General features: G+C 68.5%; 10 protein-coding genes and 1 pseudogene. 1 reads left to right on the top strand and 10 read right to left on the bottom strand.

The window, feature by feature from the left end:
• Positions 1 to 96: 96 nt before the first annotated feature.
• The 9 genes and pseudogenes from HXX10_RS26595 to HXX10_RS26555 all read right to left on the bottom strand — a co-directional run.
• Positions 97 to 474 (bottom strand): annotated as a pseudogene (locus HXX10_RS26595) (IS5/IS1182 family transposase); the annotation flags it as partial.
• A 202-nt stretch (positions 475 to 676) separates the two neighbouring features.
• Entirely contained in the window at positions 677 to 2,089 is a 1,413-nt protein-coding gene (gene terL, locus HXX10_RS26590) for a phage terminase large subunit (protein ID WP_296526345.1), read from the bottom strand.
• Positions 2,086 to 2,613, bottom strand: a complete 528-nt coding sequence (locus HXX10_RS26585) for a DUF5681 domain-containing protein (protein WP_296526344.1) — start codon at positions 2,611 to 2,613, stop codon at positions 2,086 to 2,088. The genes terL and HXX10_RS26585 overlap by 4 nt, the downstream gene beginning before the upstream one ends.
• Before the next feature lie 20 nt (positions 2,614 to 2,633).
• Positions 2,634 to 3,974, bottom strand: coding sequence for a DNA methyltransferase (locus HXX10_RS26580; protein WP_296526343.1), 1,341 nt, complete (start codon positions 3,972 to 3,974; stop codon positions 2,634 to 2,636).
• Positions 3,975 to 4,098: 124 nt separating this feature from the next.
• On the bottom strand, positions 4,099 to 4,776 hold the full coding sequence (locus HXX10_RS26575) for a hypothetical protein (RefSeq protein WP_296526342.1): 678 nt from the start codon (positions 4,774 to 4,776) through the stop codon (positions 4,099 to 4,101).
• Between the two features lie 527 nt (positions 4,777 to 5,303).
• Positions 5,304 to 18,293, bottom strand: a complete 12,990-nt coding sequence (locus tag HXX10_RS26570) for a filamentous haemagglutinin family protein (protein ID WP_296526341.1) — start codon at positions 18,291 to 18,293, stop codon at positions 5,304 to 5,306.
• A gap of 198 nt (positions 18,294 to 18,491) precedes the next feature.
• A complete protein-coding gene (locus HXX10_RS26565; protein WP_296526340.1) occupies positions 18,492 to 19,475 on the bottom strand; it encodes a FecR domain-containing protein in 984 nt (327 codons plus the stop codon).
• A gap of 57 nt (positions 19,476 to 19,532) precedes the next feature.
• A complete protein-coding gene (locus HXX10_RS26560; RefSeq protein WP_296526339.1) occupies positions 19,533 to 20,051 on the bottom strand; it encodes a sigma-70 family RNA polymerase sigma factor in 519 nt (172 codons plus the stop codon).
• Positions 20,051 to 20,746: a secretin and TonB N-terminal domain-containing protein gene (locus tag HXX10_RS26555; RefSeq protein WP_296526338.1), complete on the bottom strand. Its 696-nt coding sequence runs from the start codon at positions 20,744 to 20,746 to the stop codon at positions 20,051 to 20,053. The genes HXX10_RS26560 and HXX10_RS26555 overlap by 1 nt, the downstream gene beginning before the upstream one ends.
• 193 nt (positions 20,747 to 20,939) lie before the next feature.
• Between HXX10_RS26555 and HXX10_RS26550 the strand changes: the two genes are divergently transcribed.
• On the top strand, positions 20,940 to 21,311 hold the full coding sequence (locus HXX10_RS26550; RefSeq protein ID WP_296526337.1) for a hypothetical protein: 372 nt from the start codon (positions 20,940 to 20,942) through the stop codon (positions 21,309 to 21,311).
• A 128-nt stretch (positions 21,312 to 21,439) separates the two neighbouring features.
• Here HXX10_RS26550 and HXX10_RS26545 read toward each other — a convergent pair.
• Positions 21,440 to 21,680: hypothetical protein (locus HXX10_RS26545; RefSeq protein WP_296526336.1), on the bottom strand; the 241-nt coding region annotated here is incomplete at its 5' end.

Raw genomic sequence — 21,680 nt, 5'->3', positions numbered from 1 at the left:
TCATCGACGGTCCGCCGGTAAGGTCGGGTTGCGACACACGACGCAACCGAGGAACCATCGATGACCGACGACAGAATGGACCTGCACGCCCTCGTGGAGCTTGCAGCCGAACTCGTAGGGGCGACGGGCCTTGCCCTTGCCGATGCACTCCGCCTCCGGGGCGTGCAGCGCATAGACTTTCCGGCCGCGCTGCCGATGGTCCTGGTGGGGCACCCGCACGGCGAGATCGAGCAGCGCTCCGAGGCGTTGCTCGCCTACGGGGTCGCCGTCGATCTTGCGGCGGATGTCATGGATCACCCGGCCGAGCCGGGTGCGCAGGAAGGCAAACTTGCGGCGGGCGCGGTTGAACTGATGGGCGTGGGTGTAGCGACCGACCATGATGGCGACCCGCCGGGAGCTCTGGCGCAGCACGACGCCTTCGCGCCTGGCCAACGCCACCAGCTTCTCGATGGCGCGATGCGTCAGCCGGGCGTCGGCGTAAGCCTCAGAATCGAGTCACCCACGGCGAGGACGAGACAATAGGTGGCGATGTGGAGGACCAGATAAACCTGCGTGGTGGGCGCCGCCCTCTAGCCGGTGCGATCGGATGCGAGCTGGGTCTTCTGCAACTCGATGGGGTTCTCGGCGATTATGAGAGGGGCTGCGACGCACGGGCGCGCCGCCGAGCCGGATTCTTCTATCCCCGTGTCGTCCGGTACCGTGTTTGCAAGTTCCGGCTGATGTTGCGCTCGCGGACCCAGCCGAGGAGCTGGGAGAGGGCATCGACCTGATCGTCGTAGCGGCCGCCCGGGAACGAGAGAAGCTCGCGGCGGAAGGCATCGAGCCAGGGTGCGCGGGCCGGAAGGGAGACCTTGCCGGCTTCGATCATGGGAGTCACGGCCTGCAGGCGAACCACCTTGTCGCCCAGCGGCTGACGCTGGATGACCTGGATCTGCTGATACAGGTCCTGGATCAGCGGGATGCCGGAGCCCGCCGCCTCGATCAGCGTCGTGGCGTTGTGACGACGGGCCTCCTCGACGATCCGTTTGCGAAGCGCCGGGAAGTCGAGCCGGACGCGGATGACGTCCAGGATGTCGACCTGCCGGGTTGCCCGGACCATGGCGACAATGCCGACCGAGTAGTCGTTGACCTCGCGATCCTTCATCGCGGTGTCCCAGCTCACGACCATGGTGTCGTACGGTCCGCGCTGGGGCTGGCCATTATGGGTCGCGAACCACGACCACGTCACCAGGCCTCCCTGGTCTGGGATCGGCTGTTGCTGGTACTGGGCTTCGAAGGTGCGAGAGCCCAGGTCCTCCTTGATCTGGTCCAGCACGTCCCGCGGCTCGCGGACCGGATCGAGGATCTCCCCGACCTTGCGGTGATGGACCCGTCCCGCCCCGATCGGCAGGATCTGGTCGGTCTCGGCGATGGCCGGGATGCAGAGATGATCCCAGCCGCCCCGGTCGAGCAGGAGCCCGGCGAGGTCTTCGGCATGGAGACGCTGCATCACCACGACGATCGCGTCCTCGGCCTTGTTGTCGAGGCGCGAGCCGACCGTCCCGGTGAACCAGTCCCAGACCCGCTCGCGAGCCGTCTGCGACATGGCCTCGTCCGGCTTCATGGGGTCGTCGACGACGATGAGGTTCCCGCCCCGGCCGAGCAGCGTGCCACCGACCGAGGTGGCGAACCGGAACCCACCATGGGCCGTCTCCATCTCGGTCTCGGTGTTCTTGCCGGTGAGCTTGGTCCCCGGAAAGAGCTGACGATAGCTCCGGTGCGTCATCACGGTGCGGCAGTCGCGCGCCAGCTTCGCGGCAAGATCGCCCGAGTACGACGCACAGATGATTCGCCGCGTCGGGTCTTGCCCCAGCACGAAGGCCGGGAGCGCGATCGAGGCCAACAGGGACTTGCCCGACCGCGGCGGTACCGTGATCAGAAGGCGGCGGGTACGCCCCGCCGCCACCTTGGCCAGGGCATGCGCCATGGCCGGGAATGCCACCGTGCCGGAGAACATCGTCCCCGGGTTGACGATGTTGAACGCCTTGGTAGCGAACAAGGCGAAGTTCGACCTATACGCCGCCACGGCATCGTGCAGGGCCTCGCTCATGAGCACGTCTCCTGGTCGCCGCGGTCGTCATTCTTGACCAGGGAGTCCTCCTCTTCCGGCGTACTCCCGTCATAGAGCCGCACCAATTCAGCGACGGCGGCGAGATCGCGATCGTCAATCGGGGGCGCCTGGACGGTCGGCACAGCCTCGAGCTGGCCGGTGCGGCGCGCCAAATCGGCAAGGACCGCGAACGCCTTGGTATCCTTGTCGGCCGCCGCCTTGTGGACCTGCTGGCGGATCGCCACCTGCCACTTGGTCGCCTTCCGGCGCTTGCCGTTTCCGCTGATGACGATCGGCGCTTCGAGCTCCTCCTTGAGGATCGTCACGAGATTCTTGCTCCCCTGCGGCCGGCCGCGCGGATTGCCCGACTGGCCGGGCTGGAACTGCGACGACCGGGGCGGCTTGCCGAAGCCGACCTCATAGGAGAGCCCCTCGAGCAGGATGGCCCGCTCGTCCGGCGTCGCCTCCTGGAGGCGGCGCTTGAGGTCGAGCGCTTCACGCGTCTTCTTGTTGTTCTTGGACATTTTTCGTCTTTCTTATCGTGTCAGTGAATGGAGCCGCCGCGCACGGCAGCTTCCTCGGCGAAGATGCGGCCCGTTTCCGCATGGACGGCATCGGACTTGGTCAGGGTCTCGAAGCGCCGGATCGTCACGTCGACGTAGCGCGGCTCGATCTCGATCAGGCGGGCGCGCCGCCCGGTGCGCTCGGCGGCAATCAGGGTGGTGCCGCTCCCCCCGAACAGGTCGAGGACGATCGCGTGACGGGACGTCACGTCCTTGATCGCATCCGCAACCAGGGCGGCCGGCTTGACGGTCGGGTGGAAGGCCAGCTCCTCCTGGCGGCCCACCTTGAAGGTGTTCACACCGGCGTACGACCAGACGTTCGAGCGGTTACGCCCGAAGCGGCCGAGCTCGACATTGTTCGCGTGCTCGCCCTCGCCCACCTTGAACACGGCGAAGAGTTCGTGCTGGCTGCGGTACAAAGACCCCTGCCCGCCGTTCGACTTCGTCCAAACGCAAATGTTGCGCAACCCGGAGTAGATCGGCTTGCCTGCCTCGACCAGGTCGGCGATGTGGCGCCAGTCCATCGCCACATAGTGGAGCGCACCGTCCCTGGAGACCCGGACGGCATGACCCAGCACCAGAGCGAGAAAGTCGCGGAACTCGCTCTCCGACATCTCTCCGCTCGCCATGGCGAACTCGGGGTGCTTGACGCCGCCGCGGCCCATGACGTGCCCCTCGATCGGCACGTTGTAGGGCGGATCCGTGAACACCATGTCGGCCCGCTCGTCCCCGAGCAGCAGCCCGAGCGAGGCCTCGTCCCGGGCGTCCCCGCAAAAAATGCGGTGACGGCCGAGGCGCCACAGGTCGCCGACCCGCGACACCGCGGTCTCGGGCGCCAGCCCGACCTCGTCGTCGCGGCTCGACTGCGCCTTCTCCTCGTGATCGGCCAGGACCACGTCGATCTCTCCCGTCTCGAACCCGGTGAGATCGAGCGAGAGATCGACGGCCGGCAACAGGACCGACAGCTCGCCCAATTCGACGGCCAGCATGTCGCGGTCCCAGCCGGCCCGCTCGGCGAGCTTGTTGTCGGCCAGCACATAGGCGCGCTTCTGCGCCTCGCTCAGCGCCCCGATCCGGATCACCGGGACCTTGTCGAGGCCCAGGAGCTTTGCCGCCCCTACCCGGCCGTGGCCGGCGAGAATCATCCCGTCCTCGTCGACGATCACCGGGTTGGTGAACCCGACCTCGCGGATGCAGCCGGCCAGGGCCTGGAGCTGTCGCTTGCTGTGGGTGCGGGCGTTGCGGGGATTCGTGCGCAGCCCCGTCGTCGGCAGCCACTCCACCGCGAGATCGCGGATCACTTTGACTTCATATTGTACCATTTAGTCATTCTCCTTTTTGTTCTTGTTAAGGGCGCCCACCTCTCGGTCGGCGCCCCGCGTCGAGCTGACCGAACTCGGCCAGTATGAAGAATTATAGCATTCTTTTTCTAGGATGTCAAGGATCTCATCCGGGGCGCCCTCGCCGCACCGGTTCGGCTTGCGGCAGCAGGTAGGCGATCGCCAGAACCGCGTCGGCGATTTCCACCACGGCAAACCGCTTGCTGCGCGACACGTAGGTCTCGATGTACTCGACGAGTTGCTCCCGACCGGCGCACAGGTTGGACAGGCGAGACCCCGGCTTGCGGGTCCGCTCACTCAAGACCCCGTCCTTGCTCACGGTCTCGGCGACCAGGTAGAGGCGTTGATCGGGCGCCAGATAGCGCATGAGGCGCAATCGTTCGCCAACGGAAGCTTTCTGGCGCAGAGCCTCCTCGATCGTCGCCTCGTGCTCGCGCAGAAGCGAGCCCGTCGCCTTATCCAGCAGCGGCCGGAGGCGCCGCAGGAACTGGATCGTCTCCGTCTGCGGATGCCCGGCCGCGAGCAACTGGATGCCGATCCACAATGAGACAATCGCCTCAGCCGAGTACATATTCTCGCCGCCCCGTCCCTGCGGCGTTCCATCCAGGAAGGCGAACCGACGCTCCCAATCCTCCCGAGAGGTCGTATCGATCTCCATCTTCCGATCGATATCGATCAGTCGCTTCACGGTGTGAACGAACTGGATGACCGGCTCCACGCCGATGGCGCCATCCCCGGCCACGGCATGCCACAACGCCCATTCGACCTGGTTCCGCTTGTACATCCGCCTCACTATGTTGCATTACCAAGTTCTTCATATCGGCGTACCGGCTCTCTTTGTCAAGGGGCCATCTATCCGCCTCCTGGTGGAGGTCCTTCTCCGGGCTCATTGGCCTGGATCGCCCCTCGCACCTGCCGCACAACAGGCCTCGTCTCGACCGCATCGCGCGTGCTGTGGGCACCGTACCTGTGCGGCGCAGAACGAGAACGGGCCAGACATCGGCCAACATGAGGCGAACCATTCGCCGCGGCGGCTGGTTCTGTGGCGACCACGTGCCACAGGGACCGAAGGTGCGTTCCTCCGGATAACGGCCCGAGCTGAGGTGTCCCGAGCCCGTCCGGCCTCGGAAGCCCCGCTGACGCAGCGAAGCGGTAAGCTTTCGAACTGTCGGTCGACTGGCTTTCTCTGTTCGACGACCGAAATCCCTGCTGGGTCGCAGAATTTTCCCTGTTCGGCCGCGCAGGGAAGTGCTCCCTATGTCACTGAATACACGCCTCGCGCCCGGGCGGCGTGACCGGCCGATTACCGAATCACAAGCCATCCCTCACGTCGGCCGCGAAGGTCCGTTTCTCGTCATCGGTCAGGGGGCCGACACCGAGGATCCGCACCGGCCCTCTCGGATCGTAGACGGGCGCAGCGTTGTCGCTTCTCCGCTCGGGCTCCCGGTTGCGACCGCGTTCTTCGCCGTCCTGCGAGCCGCCGTAGCCGAGGATCTCGACGATGATGATGGAAGGCCGGTCGGTGGCGCTGGATTGCGTCGGTGCGGCGGCCTCTTTCGCGGCGGCACCCGCGGTGCTGGACGCCGAGAGCGCGCTCCCGATGTCGGGCGCCTGAACGGTCGGCAGGCCGGAGGCGCGTCCCTGCACCTGGATGTTGGCCGCGTTGATGATCTGCAGGGCCGCGAGGTTGACGTTGCCCGACACGCGGATGCCCGCTTCGCCGGCGTCGATGGTGCCGAGCGGCGCGATCAGGTCGACGTCGCCCGCCTTGACCTCGGGAATCGGCGCCAGCGTGGCGATGCCGGCGCCCGAGGACGGCACCGTCGGGGCCAACGTCACGTTGCCGTAATTGTCGTAGGTCCGCTTGGGCGGGGAGTAGATCACCGTGGTCTTGGCGCCGCGACCGGCATTGATGTCGCCCTCCGCCGACCAGGCCAGGATGTCGCCGCCGAACGTGGTCATGAGGCGCGACAGACCGAGCAGGATGCTGCCCTTCGAATAAAGCTGGATGTCGCCCTGCCCCTGGGTGATGAGGCCCGCCGTGGAGGGGGGCGACACCCCTTCGACGCCGATCACGATCTGCCCCCCCGGCACCAGCATCTGGATGTCGCCGCCGAAATTGGTGCGCACGCCGGAGCCGCCATACATCACGATGCTGCCGGTGCGCCTCGCGGCGCCGTCTTGCGGGAACAAGGTGGCGATGGCTTCGCGGCCGCGCGCGTAGGATCCGAAACGGCGGCTGGTGGGATCGTTGTATTCTCGGCCGCCGGCCGTCAGCTCGGCATAGTAGACGCCACGCAGGAAGACGTGCTGCTGCTCGGGCGCCAGCGCGTCGAAAATGGCCAGCGCCTCCTCGACCGTGGCCACCGTGACACCGTAGCGGGCCTTCAGCCAGCCGATCAGCTCGGCTTCGTAGGTCTTGGCGACCTTGCCGCTGCCGACGAGCGGCGTCCCCGCGGGCAGCAGGTTGGCGGGATCGAGATAGCGGGCGCGCAGGGCAGCGTAGTCCGGCCCGTCGGTCCCGACGCCCGCCAGCATGGCGATGGAGGCGCCGGACCGCGTGTCGCCGATGGCGACCGGACCGATCGAGGTGATAGACCCCTTGTCCTCCTGGAGAATGTTGCGCCCCGCCGACACCTCCAGCACGCCGGGGCCGGCGACGTTGACGTTCGAGTAGAGGATGTCACGCCCCGCCGATACGACCGAGACGTCGGTCTCGTTGCTGTGGACGATCAGATCGGGGTTCGTCAGCGTCCCGCTGGCGACGATGTCGCGGCCAGCCCGCATCCGCAGCGCTGCGCCGGCCATGTACCAGGTGGGCACGCTGCGGTCGGTATAGCTGCCGAAGGACCGCATATTGCCGGTTCCGAGGCCGACGATGTCGCCACTGACCGCATAGATGCGGATCGGCTCGGCGTCGGGGTTTCGTGCCGAAGCGGTCGCCGCCGTATCGGGACCGAAGGCGAACAGGGCGCCGTCCCCCCAGGGCGACTTGCCGGTGGTGTCCGGATCGCCCACCACCCCGTCGCCATCCGCCGACAGGTTGGAGACGACGGCGGTGCCTCCGCCGGGACGGCCGACGAAGGCCGGATCGAACGGCGTCGGCAGCCGCGTGCCCGTCGCCGACAAAACGAGCGTGTGCCGCGACACATAGGGATCGACGTTGATCCACTTGCCGCCATAGATCGAGCCGGCGGCGAGGATCGACAGCTCGCTCGCGTCCGACGGCGCCAGGATGTCCGAGGTGAATCCGCTGGTCGTCAGCCCGGCGGAGGCGCCGTAATAGATGCTGCCGCCGAGCGCCGCGACCCGCAGGATCGACGGCCAGGTGTCGGCAAGGTCGGCGCTGCGGTTGTCGATGACGACCGAACCGGCCTTGCTCGGCGCCATGTTGCCGCCGGCCGAGGTGAGATCGATCGTGGTATGATCGGTCCACAGCGTGAACCAGCTCCTACCGCCACCGGTGTAGCCGGAGCCATTGGCCGAGAAGACGGAGCCGTTGAGCTGGTAGCTGCGCGTCGCGTCGCCGGCCCCGGCGACGACCATGTCGCCCTGCGTCTGCAGATAGAAAGCGGAGTCGCCGGGCACCAGCACCAGCCCGGACAACGACGCCGCCCTGGACGCCTCGAACGGATCGGCACCGCGCGGATCGACCGTGTCGCCGACGCCGTTTGATCCCCGATAGATCGTCCGGATTTCGCCGATCGACGCGGCCGCGAGCTGCGTCGTTCCGCGCAAATTGATGACGCTGCCGCTGAGCGCGGTGTCGGATGCGACCTCGTTGGTTTCACCGAGGGGATTGAGCGCACCGGCGACGCGGATGTCGATGTCGCCGCCGCCGGTCAGGGCGAGCGATCCGTTGCTGCCGACGCGGCCGGTCGAGCCGACGGCGACGACCAGGCCCTGACTCCGGCTCGTATCGTGGGGTTGCTGATCCTCGGAGCCTCTCGTATCGATCTTGCCCGCATCGCCGCCGACCCGGATGGTCACGTTGCCGCCGCCGAGCGCGCCGATGCCGGTGAAGCCGACCACCACCGGCGAGCTGATCGTCCCCGAGCCGGTGTCGAGGCGCGCATAGGTTCCGAAATTGATCCACCAGGCGGCCGCGATCGTCGCGTCGACGGCCGCGCTGCCGGAGCCTTGGCGCCACAGCCAGTTTCCGGCGATCGCCGACGAGGTGTTGGCGTAGCCACTGGCGGCGTCGACGATGTCGCCGACCAGATTGCCGCCCGCCGCGATCAGCACATTGCCGCCGTGGTCGGGATACCAGGCCCGATAGCTCGCCAGCACGCTCGCATAATCAGCCGAGGAGGCACCCAGAACGCTGCCGTCCGACAAGGTTCCCCGCGCCAGATTGTAGGCCGCCGCGGTACTCGTCGCGGTGCCGGCCGTGTAGACGCCGTAGAGCGAGTCCATCCGGATGTCGCCGGCGGCGACCAGCGACAGGTCGCCGGTTCCGGTGCGGATCACGCTGAACATCGGCGCGACCGTGTCGACGGCGATCAGGGGCCCCTGCCCGCCCGGTCCGCCGATATGGACGCACTGAGTCGGATCGGATGTGCAGACATTGAAGGCTGGGTCGAGCGCCCAAGCATCGACCGGCGCGCCGGGCGTTCCGCCGTAATAATTGTCGGCCGACCAGAGCCAGGACACCCGCACGCACTGGCTCGCGTCCTGCTCGCAGACATTGGCGCCGGGCTGGAGCGCCCAATCGTCGACCGGTGTGCCGGGCGTTCCGCCGTAATAGTTGTCGGCTGTCCAATACCACACGCCGCCGGGCAGTTGCTCGTAGATGTTCTTCACCGAGTAATGCGTATCCGCCAGGCGGATCGTGCCTTTCGACGCGGGATTGGTCGCGCGCCGGTCGGCGGCGGCGACGTCGGCGCCGGCGACCAGGGTCAGGCTCCAGGAGGTCGCGCCTTCGCCCAGCATCGGCGCCACGGCCCAGTTCCGGCCCTGGAAGCCGGCGCTGGCGGGACGAAGATCGATCGGCTTGTCGTCGGGCAACTCCACCTTGGTCATCGACGGGATCAGCGAGCCGCGCGCCAGCGCGACCTGCGCGGTCGTGATCATCTGCACCGGCAGTTTCACGCCCTTCGGCCAGGTGAGCGCCGCCACCGCCGTCGCCGTGCCGAGCGGCGTCCCGGCGCCGAGCGTCATGCCGGCACCGAGCGTGACGGACGAGGTCAGCACGGTTCCGGCCCGATACGCGACGCTGCCGTCGGCATTGGTGATGGTCGCCGCTACGACCGTCCCGGCCGACAGGCTCATCGGGCCGGTCAGCACCACGTCCACCGGCAGCACCGTGCCGGCCGGCAGGGTCATGGCGGCGACCGGCACGGCATAGTTGAGGGTCACGCCGGCCTGGAACGTGGTGCCGACGTCGAGCACCACGCCGTCGATCGGCACCACGATGTCGCCGCCGAACGGCGTATAGCCGTTCGGGTAATAGTCGCTGCGGGCCTCGGTCAGCACCCAGCCGCTGTCGTCGGGCGTCGCCGCCGGCGGCGCGAAACCGTCGTTGATGCTGCCGTTGATGTCGAGATTGCCGGCCGCGCGGATCACCAGCATCCCCGGCTCGCCGAAGCCGCGCAGCGCCGCATTGCCGCGGTCGGCGCCCGGACCGTAGCGATAGCCGGACAGATCGAGATCGCCCGACACGCTCAGATTGCCGCTGGGATTGGTGACTGCATTGCTGACGATCTCGACGCCGGGGCGCAGATGATAGGCGCCGAGGCCCGCCAGCCGCGCGCTCAATGCCGCATTGGCGAGCGCGGCGTCGATGAACGCCACGCTGTCGCCGTCGATCGCGTCGAGGTAGCCCTGGGTGATCAGTTGCGGCCGGCTGCCCGACACGTCGGGTAGCGCCGCCAGCGGGGCGTCGTCGTAGGTGCGGAAGCCGTAGACGGCAATGGTCTTGGCACCGCGCACGTCCACCCTGCCGAGCACGTCGACCGCCACATCGTTGCCGCCGACGCGGGGGGCCATCAGGTCCAGCGTGCCGCGCGCCGTGCCGTCGGCGCGCGCCGACTCGGAGCCGGCCCGCAGGTCGATCACGCTGCCGGCCGACAACGTCAGCCGACCCGCCACGGTCGTCAGCGCGACGATGGCGCGGTTGGAGCTGTCGATGATCTTGCCGTAGCTGTCCAGACGCAGCCCGGTGCCATGGGCGTCGAGCGTGCCGGCGACGGTGAGGTCGCCCTTCGCGGCCAGCCGGATCGTGCCGACCTGGAACCCGCTGGCGTCGATCCTGCCGGCGACGGTCAGGCCGCCGCCGTCCATCGCGATCTCGACGGTGCGGGCCTTGACCTCGTCGCCGACGATCAGGTCGCCCTGCTTGATCTGGAACCGGCGCGCGCCGAACACCTCGCCGAGGTTGAGCCGCGCGTTGAGGCCGGCGAAATCCGTCAGCGTCTGCGCCCGGATCGTCACCTCGGCGCCGTCGAAGGGCACAACCGTACCGCCGGCGTCGTAAGAGCCGGTGGCGCCGCCCCGGATCGCGCCCGCGAGGTCGACATGTCCGCCGCCGGCGCCCAGCGCCGTGGCGGTCAGCGTGCCGCCGCGGTTGTGGAGGGCGGAGAGATCGATCGAGGAGCCCGCCGCTTGGGTGATGTCTCCGGCGCTGCTGGTCAGCACGAGATCGCCGCCCCAACTGTACTTCTCGACGTCGTAGAGAGCGACTTTCCGGCCCGCCAGATCGATGCGCGCCCGCCCGCCGAGCGTCACGGTCCCGGCGGCGCTCAGGGTCAGCCGGCCCGAGGGCAGCACCACGGCGGTGTCCACCGAGATACTCTGCCCCGCGATGGCGAGCGTCGCGCCGAGCGCGTCGCTGGTGAGGTTAGTCGCGGCACCGACCGGTGCCGCGATCGTCACGTCGCCGCCGGCCGAGACCGTGAACTTCGATCCGGCCTTGCCGGTGACGAGCGGCGCCGTGACGGCGAGGTTGCCGCCACTGTAAGTCCAGCCTGTGCTGGCGACGTAGTCGCCGCGGCTCTGATAGACCGACAGCGTGCTCTTGCCGCCGGCAGCAATCTGCTCGCTGGCGTCGAGTCGGACGGTCGAGAAGCCGAGCGCCAGCCGATCGTCGACCGCCGTGCTCGACGGCATGGTGTTGGGGCCGTAGCCGAACAGGATCGACGCGGCCTTGATGTCGAGCACGCCGCTGCCGAGCGCCGAGGCGATCGGCGCGCCGGGCGTGCCGGCGGCGCCGGTCCAGACGAACTCGCCGGCCCGGATGGTGGCGACGTCGCCGGCCGCGCCGTAGCCGTAAATCGCCGGCGTTCCGAGCACGAGCCGGGCAAGCGAGGAGGCATCGAGCTCGACCGTGCCGAAGACGTTGACCGCATCGTGCGCGTTGAGCACCAGCGTCTCGAGCGCCGGCGCGCCGGTGGCGGTGTTGCCGGCGAGAAGCTGCGCCAGCCGCGTCTGGTTGAGCACCAGGCCGGCGGGGAGCCGGCCGGCGGCCGCCGCCGCCGCGATGCTCGCGTTCTCGCCGAGATCGACTGCCGAGACGCCGAGCACCAGGTTCCTGGTGCCGTAGGCGACGTTGTCGGCGATGGTCAGCGCCCGGTTGGTGGCGATGGCGATGGTGCCGTCCGACACCAGTGTCGTCGTCCGTCCGCAGGCGGCGGTGATGCAGGCGCCGATGTCGATGTTGACGCCGGTGTCGGTGTAGGAGGGCTGCGCGGCGAGGACGAGGTTGATCCAGCCGCTCGACACCACCAATGCACCTTCGGCAACGAACACGTAGCCGTCGCTGGAATCGAAAGCCCTGGCGCCCGTGCTCCTGGCGATGATCGACGCGCCTTCCTCGATGGTGATCCGGCCGTCGGCATACGCGCCCACGGCATCGCGGCGGCTGCTGCCGAGGATCACCTCGCCGGCCGCGATGGTGGCGCCGCTGCGCACGACGAGGTCGCCGGTTCCCGTGATGGTGACGAAGCGCCCGGTTTGACCATAGACGGAGACGATCGACGCGTTGAGCAGCAGGCGGGGCGCATTCAACGCACTGAGCGCATCGGCGTCGACCGAAGCGCCGGGCATTCCCGGCGTCGCCGACTGGCCCGACGCCAGCACTTCGGAGACGCCGCCGATCGAGACGCTGCCCGCATAGCCGGTGCTGCCGGTCTCGGCAGTCAGCCGGACGGCACCGTCGATCGTCAGCGCCGGGCGCACATCCCCCGCCGCGCTCGCGGCCAGAGTGATGACCAGAGACCCGGAATCCAGGGTCGTCATCGCGCGCGGCACCCCGAGCCGCACCGCATCGGCCAGGACGAAGGCCTTGTAGTCCGTCTCGTTGTAGGACGAATGGGCGCGAACCGCGGCGGCCGAGGTGACGAGCACCCGGCTCGGCAGCGCGTCGCGGATGCCGGTGCCGACGATGCCGAGCGTGCCGGCGACGAGCCACGAGCCGTTGCCGACTGCGGTGGCACCGGCGAGTGCGGTCTGGTCGCCGGCGCCGATTTCGACCCGGTAGGCGCCGGGCAACAGCGCATAGGTCGACGGCATCAGCGTGTAGGTGCCGGCGGGCAGGCCCGGGACGCCGGCCGGAATCGTGATCTGCCGGCCGATCAGCGGGGTGCCGTAGCCGGCTTCGGCGGCGACCGGCGCGTAGGTGGCGGTGCTCGACGGCACGATGGCGTAGACGGCATTGCCCGCGCTGCTGAACGCGTAGCCGGGGCTGGCGCCGGCCAGCGGCGTCTTGAGGACGTCGACCGAACCGCCGCGGCCGCTGACGAAGCCGGCGCCGGTCAACTCGCCGCCGCCCGACAGGTCGACGATGGCGCCGCTCCCGATGTCCAGATGGGCGGTGTTCAGCAGGATCGATTTGCCGCTGGACAGGCTGACCGCGCTTCCGTTCCAGTTGTAGGTGGTCCCATCGGTGGTGCCGCCATAGGGCATGGTGAGGCCGGCGCCGCTGACCGAGGTGATGCTGCCGGCGAGCAAATTGACCGCTTCGGTCCTGCTCGCGCCACCGAGCGAGCCGAGGGTCAGGCTCCCGAACGGTGCCCGCACGATGCCGCCCTGGTCGATGGTCTCGGCGAGCAGGGAGAGCTGGCCGAAGGCCGAATAGGGCATGGGCACGTCGCCCGAACCGTAACGCCGTATGGTGAGCGAGCTGCCGGGGGCGAAAACCTCACCGTAGGCGTTTTTGGCATAGCCGGCGTAGATCCGGGCAATGGCGTCCGTCGCCGGATAGATCTGCTGCGCGGTCAGCACGATGTCGCCGGGCGCCGCCAGTTCGGTCGTGGTTCCCCCCGAAAGGCTCTGGCCGGGGGTGCCGCCGAGCAGGCGGATGTCGCCGCGGCTCACGAGATCGACCAGCGCGAAGCCGCGCCGGTCGATCGTCGCACCCGTAAAGGCGTCGCTGCCACTGGCGCCGAACCCGACCCGGTCGCGGATGTCGATCAGATCGGCGGTGACCCGGAACACTCCGTCGCTCGCCTGCTGCGACGGGCCGTCGGCCCATCCGACGCGGGGAAGCTTGTAGTGATCGCGCACGACGCGCGTGACGCCGGCCAGAAGGACATGGGGGGCGGCCAGCGAAACGGTGGCGCCCGCGGCGGTGTCGGCACCATGGGCATAGGTGCCGGCATAGAGGCGCAGGCTCTGGCGCATGGCGAGCGACACGTTGCCGTCGAAGGAGAGCACGCCGTCGACCAGCAGCGACAGCGTGTCGAAGCCGCCGGCCGCGATATGGTCGACGCCGAGCCGCGCCGTTCCGGTCGCGAGCCGGCCCGCGACCGTCGCCGCCGTCACGCCCTGCGGCAGGAGGCTGTCGCCCTGCACCTGCGCCAACACCAGTTCGCGATGGCGCAGCACGTCGCCGATCGTGGATTCCGCCGGGTAGTTGGCCGCCTCCAGCGCCACGGCCAGCGTGCCGCCGGCCGCGCCGACGCCGCCGGCCGCCGCCCTGAGAGTGCCGTCGAGATAGAGGCCGTTGTTCGACTTGACGACGATCGAGCCGCCGTCGCTGGCGACCGTCAGCGGCGTCGACGTCGCCCGGAAGGATGTCGCGCCGAGGCCGCTCGCCGGAATGTCGAGCACGGCGCTCGCCCCGGAGGCATCGAGCAGCGCGCCCGGCCGGATCACCACGAAGGCGTCGGGCGCAGAGGCGATGCCCTTGTCCTCCCAGTCGAGACCGCCGCCGATGCGGATGGTGCCGCCGTCCGTCACCGTGCCGTAGCGCCGGCCGCGGGCGTCGACGGCGGTCGCCGCCAGACCGGAGACGTCGAGCACGCCGTGTTCGCCGATCCAGATCACGCTCGGATCGGAACTGCCGATGTCCCTGGCCGTATCGAGGGCGGTGAACGCCCGATCGAGCGTGATCGTGCCGCCGCGGGCGCTGAGGCGTCCGTCGACCGTGATGTCCCTGCCGAGGAGTGTCAGCGACCGGCCGGGATCGACCGTGATCGCCGCATTCGCATCGATGACCACCGGCCCGCTGGCTCCGCTGTTGCCACTGGAGCCATCCGTGGTGACGGCGCGCAGCGTCAGATCGGCGCCGCTGCGCCGCGTGAGCACGCCCTTGGCCGGGTTCTCCAGATCGAGCGGCGGTGTCCACAGATCGAACGCCGCCGCCGGGTCGGCGCCGGTGGCGATCGAGGCCGATGCGGCAGTCACCCGATAGACCGGCATGACCACGTCCAGCCGGGTTCCGGTGGTGACGACCACGCCGGTCCGGCCGGTCACGTCGTAATTCGAAAAGCCCGTCTGGAAGAGATCGGCGGACAGCGCCGTCGTCGGCAGAACCGCGACGTCCCGGCCGAGGCCGGTGCCGGCCGACAGCACCGACCCGCTCTTCACTGCGAAGTCGACCGGCGACGGGTTGCCCGCCTTGATCGTTCTCTGCTGCTCGGGGATCGGCATGCCGTCGGGAAAGACATCGCCGGGAACGACATAGTAGGTCGGAAAATACTGGGCACGCCAGATCTGGATCTTCGAACCGGCAGGGATGAAGGGTATCTTTGCTCCGTCCGACCGAGCCGTCACCACAGCATTTTCGTCGACGTAATAAATGCTGCCATTCATATAAATTATATATTGGTTGCGTCCACCCGACGATTTCGGCGCGGCCGGCGGTGTCCAATCCCGAGCCGGAGTGAAATTTACATTCTCCTTCACCCCGGCCGGCCCGATCGCCTCGCCGGGCAACGCCAATTTGGTCGTGTAGCTGTAGTCGACCGGCAGCACGTCGCCTTTCCTGACCGCGTAATCCTCGGCCAGGACCACCCCGGCGAGCGCCGTTTCGCCTTTCTTCAGCACGCCGTCGGTCTCGGTGAGCTTGCCGCCGATCGTGATCGCCGTGCCCGAGGCGATCTTCAGCGTGCCGCCGCCCGAGACCCCGTATCCGGCGATGGTGCCGTCGAGGGTCAGCAGGCCGTTGGCGGTGACGTTCACCACCTCGTGATCGGCGATCAGGGTGACGTTGCCGCCCTTGCCGCCCTTGGTTTTCCCGACGGCCAACTGTGCAGCGCCCGAGGAGACGTCGATCCGGCTACCCTTGGCCACCACCACGTCATGGGTGGAATCGAGCCGGACGCTGCCGCCGTCGATCAGACCCAGTTTGCCGGCATCACCGGCATTGCCGAGCAGGTTGACCCACCGACCGCGCACGTCGAGCGTGACGCCCTCACCGAGCGTCATGGTCGATCCGCCGTCCTTCAGGAACGCGAGAGTGCTGGTGAGGGCATCGGCGGGGACGAAGACGTTGGTGGCCGTGATGCTGCCGCTTCGCGCCGTGATGTCGGCATTGATGTCGACGACCGGGGCGATGAACTCGACGGCACCGCCGTCGGCCAGGGTCACAACATGATTGACCGCGATGGTTCCCTTGGTGGCGATGGACAGGCCGCCGAGGCCCTGGCCGTTCAGGCGCCCGGCGTCGAGCCAGATCGTATTGGCGGCGCGGGCGAGGACGTCGCCGGCCTTCATGCCCGCCGTGACGTCGTCCACGGCCCCGATCTTCACCTCGGACCCATAGGCTCCGACGCGGCCGTAGCCGGAGTATTGCCCGATCGCCAGGGTGCCGGCCTGGGCGACGGTCTTTTGGGTGAGCTTATAGCCGTCGGTGACGCCGGACGGGCGGGCCGCGGTCTGGCGCTCGCCCGTGGTGACGTCGGCGACGATGTCGCCTTCGAACACCGCGGTCGGCGTGGACAGGACGAGCCGGCCGGCGTCGCGGCCGACCGTGTAGCCCGGTTCGTAGCGGGTCCGCGTCGCGCCGGGCCACAGTCGGTTCGACCACGTCTCGGTGACGCTCCAGCGGGCATGGGTGCGCGATCTGTCCGAGCCGAGGCCGACGACCGTCACGTTGGAGGGCACGCTGCCGATGTCGTAAGTTCGGCCGTCGCTGCCCAGGACGCGCGTGGTGGTGATCCAGCCGCCGGCGTAGCCGACGGAGCCGCCCGAGATGTCGAAGGTCGAGCCCTGCTGCGCCACCACCTGCGGCGCCGCCAGCGTGATGGTGCCGCCGACCGCCATCCGCTCGCCGATGGTGTGGCCGATATTTCCGAGATAGCCGGACACTTCGAGCAGGCCGTCGGCCGTGTAGTAGCGGTCGGTGGCGTAGCCGCCGGTGCCGGCGGCGACCAGCACGAGGTCGCGGATGTCGATCCACACGTTGGAATTGACGAGGCCGCCATTGTCGCGGCTCGCCGAGGAATCGCGCAGCTCGTTGCCCTGGACGTTCACCTTGATCGTGTTCGCCGACATCGCCAGCGTCGTGCCGGTGGTCCCGGAGACGTCGATGGTCGCGCCGCTCGCGGCGAAAACCCGCTGTGCGGCGCCGACCGCGACCTGCCCGCCCGGAGCCGAGGTGAGCGAGCCGCTCTGGAAGTCGACCAGGCCGCCGGTGACGATCTCGATGCGCGACAGGTCGAGCCGATCGGCGAGCACCGACAGGTTGTCGAACTGGCCGATCGCCAGCGTGTTGACCCCGGAGGCGGCGATCAACGTGTTGCGCTGGGAATCGAGCGCCGTGGCGGTCGAATCGAGTTCCGGCAGCACGGCCGTGACCGCATTGCCGGTCAGCGTCACGCTGCCGTTGGTGTCGCTCGCCGCGTTGAGCAGGTGGACGGTGCCGCGCTGGTCGACCGAGGTGGTCGACAGCAGCAGGCCATCCTGGACGACGGCGTGGCCGGCGAGCGTGATGTCGCCCTGCTGCGCGAAGACGAGACCGCTGTTCCTGACCGATCCGCTGGTGCTGCCGGCCCGGATGACGGGCACGATTTCGTTGCCGCGGGTGGTCGAAAACTGGTTGACGTCGGTGCCGTAGCCCTTGCGCAGGATGAAGTCGTCGCCGGCCGCGAGCTGCGCCTGGCCCTTCGGCGTGGTGATCGAGCCGAAATTGTCGACCTCCGTGCCCATCAGGAGCACGAAGCCGCCGGCGGAGGTCACCGAGGCCGGGGCGGCGGTGGTGATCGTCGCGCCCTGCTCGACGACGATCTTGCCGCCCGCGCCGGTGAAGCTCGGCAGATAAGTCGAGCCGCTCTGCGTCGAATAGATGCCTTTGGTCAGGAACTGGCTGTTCGTGATGGACGCGGTGGAGGCGATCAGGCTGCCGACATTCACCTGGCTCGATCCGCCGAAGACGATGCCGTTCTGGTTGATCACATAGACTTGGCCGTCGGCCTGGAGGTTGCCGAGGATCTGGCTCGGCGCGGTGCCCGCCGCCACGCGGTTGAGCGCGACCCAGCTCGCATTGCCCTGCTGGTCGAAGACGAGCGTGGTGCGCGCCCCGACGTTGAAGCTGGTCCAGTTGAGAATCGCCTGGGCGGCGGTCTGTTCGATTGTGACGGTGCTCTTGTCGCCCGAGACGATCTGGGTCGGGGTCGCGGCGCCGACCCAGGTCTTGACCGGATTGGCGACGCCGGAGGCGGCGAGGCCGGAATCCGGCACGAGGCCGCCGGTCGCGAGCCCGTTCGGCACCGCCACGGGCGCCGTGACGGACGTCCCCCGCACCAGCGCGGCCGCGCGCGCCGCGGCCTGCGCTTCGCGTATCGACCGCAACGTCCCGGTGAGCTTCGTCATCTCCTGCGACGCGGTCGCCGCAGCCGTCTGGGCCGCGGCCGTCGCGGCCGCCACCGAGGCCGCCGCCGGCGACGTCGGCCGCTGATCCCGCAATCCGCCCGCGCCGGCCGGTATCGCCGCGATCAGGAGGGCGAGCGTGCTGACGCCAGCGAGCAGGGCGGCGTGGGCCGTCGCGCCGGCCCGGCGCGGCATCGCTCTGCGCGCCGGATCGCCGGCAAGACGCCGCGTCTCGGCGGCACGATCGAGGACAGAGGCGACAGCGACGGACATCACGAACCTTCTCGGAAGAGGAGCGGCACGCGACGTGACCTCCTCGAACGGCCGGAATCCGGGGTCGACGAGCGCCGGCACCGGACACGATCGGGAGTTGCGGCCCGGCAAAGCAGGCCGCGCCCCATCCCGCTCTTGAGACGAAGGCCGGCAGCAATCAGCTAACCATCACACTGAAATTCTTTCGCGGAGGGGATCCTACGTCAGCAGCATGAGGCCGCCCGGCAGCATCCGCACCTCGGCGCCGAGAACGCTGCGAATATAGGAGATCACCTCCTCGATCCGCGCCAGCTCGATCCGGGCGGTGACGCGGCGACGTCCGAGATCGTCGTTGAGCAGGACGATCCGACCGCGCCGGTACCGGTTGATCTCGTCGACCACCCTCACCAGCGGCTCGTCCCGGAAGATCAGATACCCGCGCTGCCACGCCGTGATCGCCGCCGGGTCGACGGCGCCGACCGTGCTGATGCGCGTCGCCGTGTAGACGACCTCCTCATCGGCCCGAAGCGTGACCGCGCCACCACGGCACGCGACCTGCACCGAACCCGCGACACAGGTAACGCGGACCTCCCCCGCATCGTGGCGCAGATTGAACTGAGCGGCCGCGGCAACCACGCGGCCGTCGGCGGCGATCACGGTCAGGGGCCTCGACGAATCCGCTTCCGACCGGACGGCGGCCTCGCCGGACAGCAGCTCGATGCGCGGCCCGTCGCCGTCGATGGCACGGCGGACGATGCTGGTTCGGGTATTCATCTCTAACGAGACGTCGCTGGTCAACGCAACCCGGCGTCGCTCCCCGGGCGCGGTGTGATAGTCGGCCAGCAGATCGGACAGGGACGGCCACAGTCCGAGCGGTGGCCGGGACACCACGACAGCGGCCGTCGCGGCGGCGGCCGCCATCGCGCCGCCGGCCAGCATCGCCCGGCGGCTGATCACGACGCCGCCCGCATGCACGCCGACGGCGCTCGGCACCCGGTCTCGCACCGTCGCACATTCGCGGGCGGCGGTTCCAAGCGCCTCCCAGACGGCCAACGCACGACGATACGCGTCGGCATGCGCCGCACTGCGGGCCCGCCACGACTCCAGCTCTCGCAGGTCCTCAACGGTCGAATCCCCGGAGGTCGCCCGTATCAGTCGATCCAGCGCCTCGTCTTCCAGGATCATCGCTTGCGGTTGCATCATGGCCGGGCTGTCGCGCTGGTTCGCCTCTCTGTTAGACGTTTCATCGTGCCCGACAGCTCACCGCGGTTCGTCGTTTTTTCGCAGCCGTTCCGCACAGTGTCGGACCGCCTGGCGCAATTCCTTCTGAACCATCGTTCTCGAGATGTTGAATCGCTTCGCGATCGCCTCGTGGCTCATCCCGTCGACCCGAGCAGCGATCAGGATCGCGCGGCGGCGGGACGGCATCTGCGCCAGGACGGTCTTGAGTGCCTCGACGTCGGAGCGAGCTTCCATCTCCCGGGAGAGGTCCGGCGGTCCGTCCTGGTGCCGCAGCGTCGCCAAGACTTCGGCCCGGGACGCACGACGGCGCTCCTCGCGCCGCTGGTCCGTCGCGAGATTCAGCGCAACCCTGAAGATGTAGGATTCCGGCTGCCGCACCACGCCGGCGGCGTCGGAGCGTTGGAGACGAAGATAGGTCTCCTGCAACACCTCCTCGGCGAGCTCGCGGGATCCGAGAGAGCGCGTCAGACGTGCCCTTATCGTGTCATAACGCAGAACGATCATCTGTCGCAGCGATGTCCAGACGGTGTCGGACATCATCGCACCCGCGACGCAGCGCGGAGGCCGTCCTCGACGCATCCGGCGAATTCGTCCGGTCCGGTCGGCTCGATTGCCAAGGTGACGGGTTGAGGGACACTGCGTGTCCGAACCGGAAACACGATCGTGCGGATCGCCCGGACGATCGCCGCGTCACGTTCGACGTTGCCCGACGACCCGATCATCCTCAGCCGGGAGACTCGTCCCGTGTCGTCGATCCAGTATTGCAGGGCGACGCGGTAGGCTCCGGGCCGGGTCTCCGGATCGCGGCACAGCGCCTTCATCAGGTCGGCCTGTATCGCGCCGTAGGAGGCGACCGCGGCACGCTTCATCCGATGGAGGCTTTCCGCCGCCTCCGGCGGCGGTGTGATCGTGATCGTATCGGCGGCGATGACCTGCGCGGTCAGGTCCGATCCCTCCAACAAGACCCGGAGCGCCGTTTCGCGGTCGTAGGACCCCTTGACAGGCCTCGACCAGCGGCCCGACGCCACCACCGCCTCGAAGAAGATCTGAAGACCACTCGTGGCCCCGAAGGCACTCAGCGCCCGCTCAAGCGGTTGCGCCGGAATGTCGAAGTCGATGCGCCGCTCGGCCGCAACAACGACCTGTGCAGAGGCGATCACGATGGCACCCAGCCATATTGCTCTGTACGCCCGCCGAAACGACGAACGCGCCCGACGCAGCACGGCCGCCATCCACCAGCCCTCGATCACCTGCTGTGAGCACCAGTATCGACCCTAGGCAGCCATTGTTACAAATCCATGTCACAATCGCGAGGCGGATCAATTGCGTGGGGGCCCCTGAACTCCGGTCGCGTCGAACGATCCGACATTCGCCGAACGCGTTAGGTGCCGTCGAGCCGATCCGCCGCTATCGGTTCTCGAGTCCTTGCCGTTCGGAATCGGCCAGTTGTTGCCATTGCTCATCAGAGAGGACACCGACTCCGAGAATCTGGAGGGCACTTTTTGTGTTGTAGGTCCGCTGGCTTCTGATCTCACGGCTACGCTCGTCGTCGCGCCGCCGCAGCTCTTCGTCCTCGCCGCCGCCGTAGCCGAGGATTTCGACGATGATGACGGAGGGGCGCTCGGTGCCGCGGTCGGAGGCCGGGGTCTCGGCGGCCTTGGCGGCCGCGCCGGCATCGACCGTGCCGTGCGGGCGGTGAGCACGACATTACTCTTGGTCGGGTCCTGGCCGGGCACCGAGAGCAGCGCACCAATACCGGCGTCGGTGACGAGGCCGGCAGGATTGACCCGGCAATAGCCGTCGCTGTCGCAGATCAGCCGCAGGGGCGGATAGGCGGCCGAGCTCTTTGGTCTGCCCCCAGACGTCGAGTTTCACTCGTGGCGGGTCGTACTGTTGGGCACGCTTCGCTGTTCTGATGAGTAGTTTCACTGCTCGACCAGCAGAATTTCCCTGTTCGTCCGCGCAGGGATATTTTCCCATACCTTTGAAATAACGCGGATATTCGCCGACCATCCGGCTCCGAAGCGGCTCGATTCCCGAAATTTCCCTGTAGATTCCCGGCGGAACAGGGAATCCGAGGGTGGAGACCCGTTCGATCCGGACTGCGTCCGCCACCACGCACTCTGGTCGAACCGCAGGAAAGTCGGGCGTTCGTGGAAACGCCGA

The sequence above is a fragment of the Rhodoplanes sp. genome (genome assembly GCF_013377085.1).
Lineage (GTDB): Bacteria > Pseudomonadota > Alphaproteobacteria > Rhizobiales > Xanthobacteraceae > Rhodoplanes.
Note: the sequence above shows the minus strand (reverse complement) of the source record. Positions and strands in the feature narration are given on the sequence as shown.

Coding starts and splice junctions, on each gene's coding strand:
- HXX10_RS26585 (WP_296526344.1), bottom strand. CDS start 2,613: ATGTCCAAGAACAACAAGAAGACGCGTGAAGCGCTCGACCTCAAGCGC.
- HXX10_RS26580 (WP_296526343.1), bottom strand. CDS start 3,974: ATGGTACAATATGAAGTCAAAGTGATCCGCGATCTCGCGGTGGAGTGG.
- HXX10_RS26575 (WP_296526342.1), bottom strand. CDS start 4,776: ATGTACAAGCGGAACCAGGTCGAATGGGCGTTGTGGCATGCCGTGGCC.
- HXX10_RS26555 (WP_296526338.1), bottom strand. CDS start 20,746: ATGGCGGCCGTGCTGCGTCGGGCGCGTTCGTCGTTTCGGCGGGCGTAC.
- HXX10_RS26565 (WP_296526340.1), bottom strand. CDS start 19,475: ATGATGCAACCGCAAGCGATGATCCTGGAAGACGAGGCGCTGGATCGA.
- terL (WP_296526345.1), bottom strand. CDS start 2,089: ATGAGCGAGGCCCTGCACGATGCCGTGGCGGCGTATAGGTCGAACTTC.
- HXX10_RS26570 (WP_296526341.1), bottom strand. CDS start 18,293: ATGTCCGTCGCTGTCGCCTCTGTCCTCGATCGTGCCGCCGAGACGCGG.
- HXX10_RS26560 (WP_296526339.1), bottom strand. CDS start 20,051: ATGTCCGACACCGTCTGGACATCGCTGCGACAGATGATCGTTCTGCGT.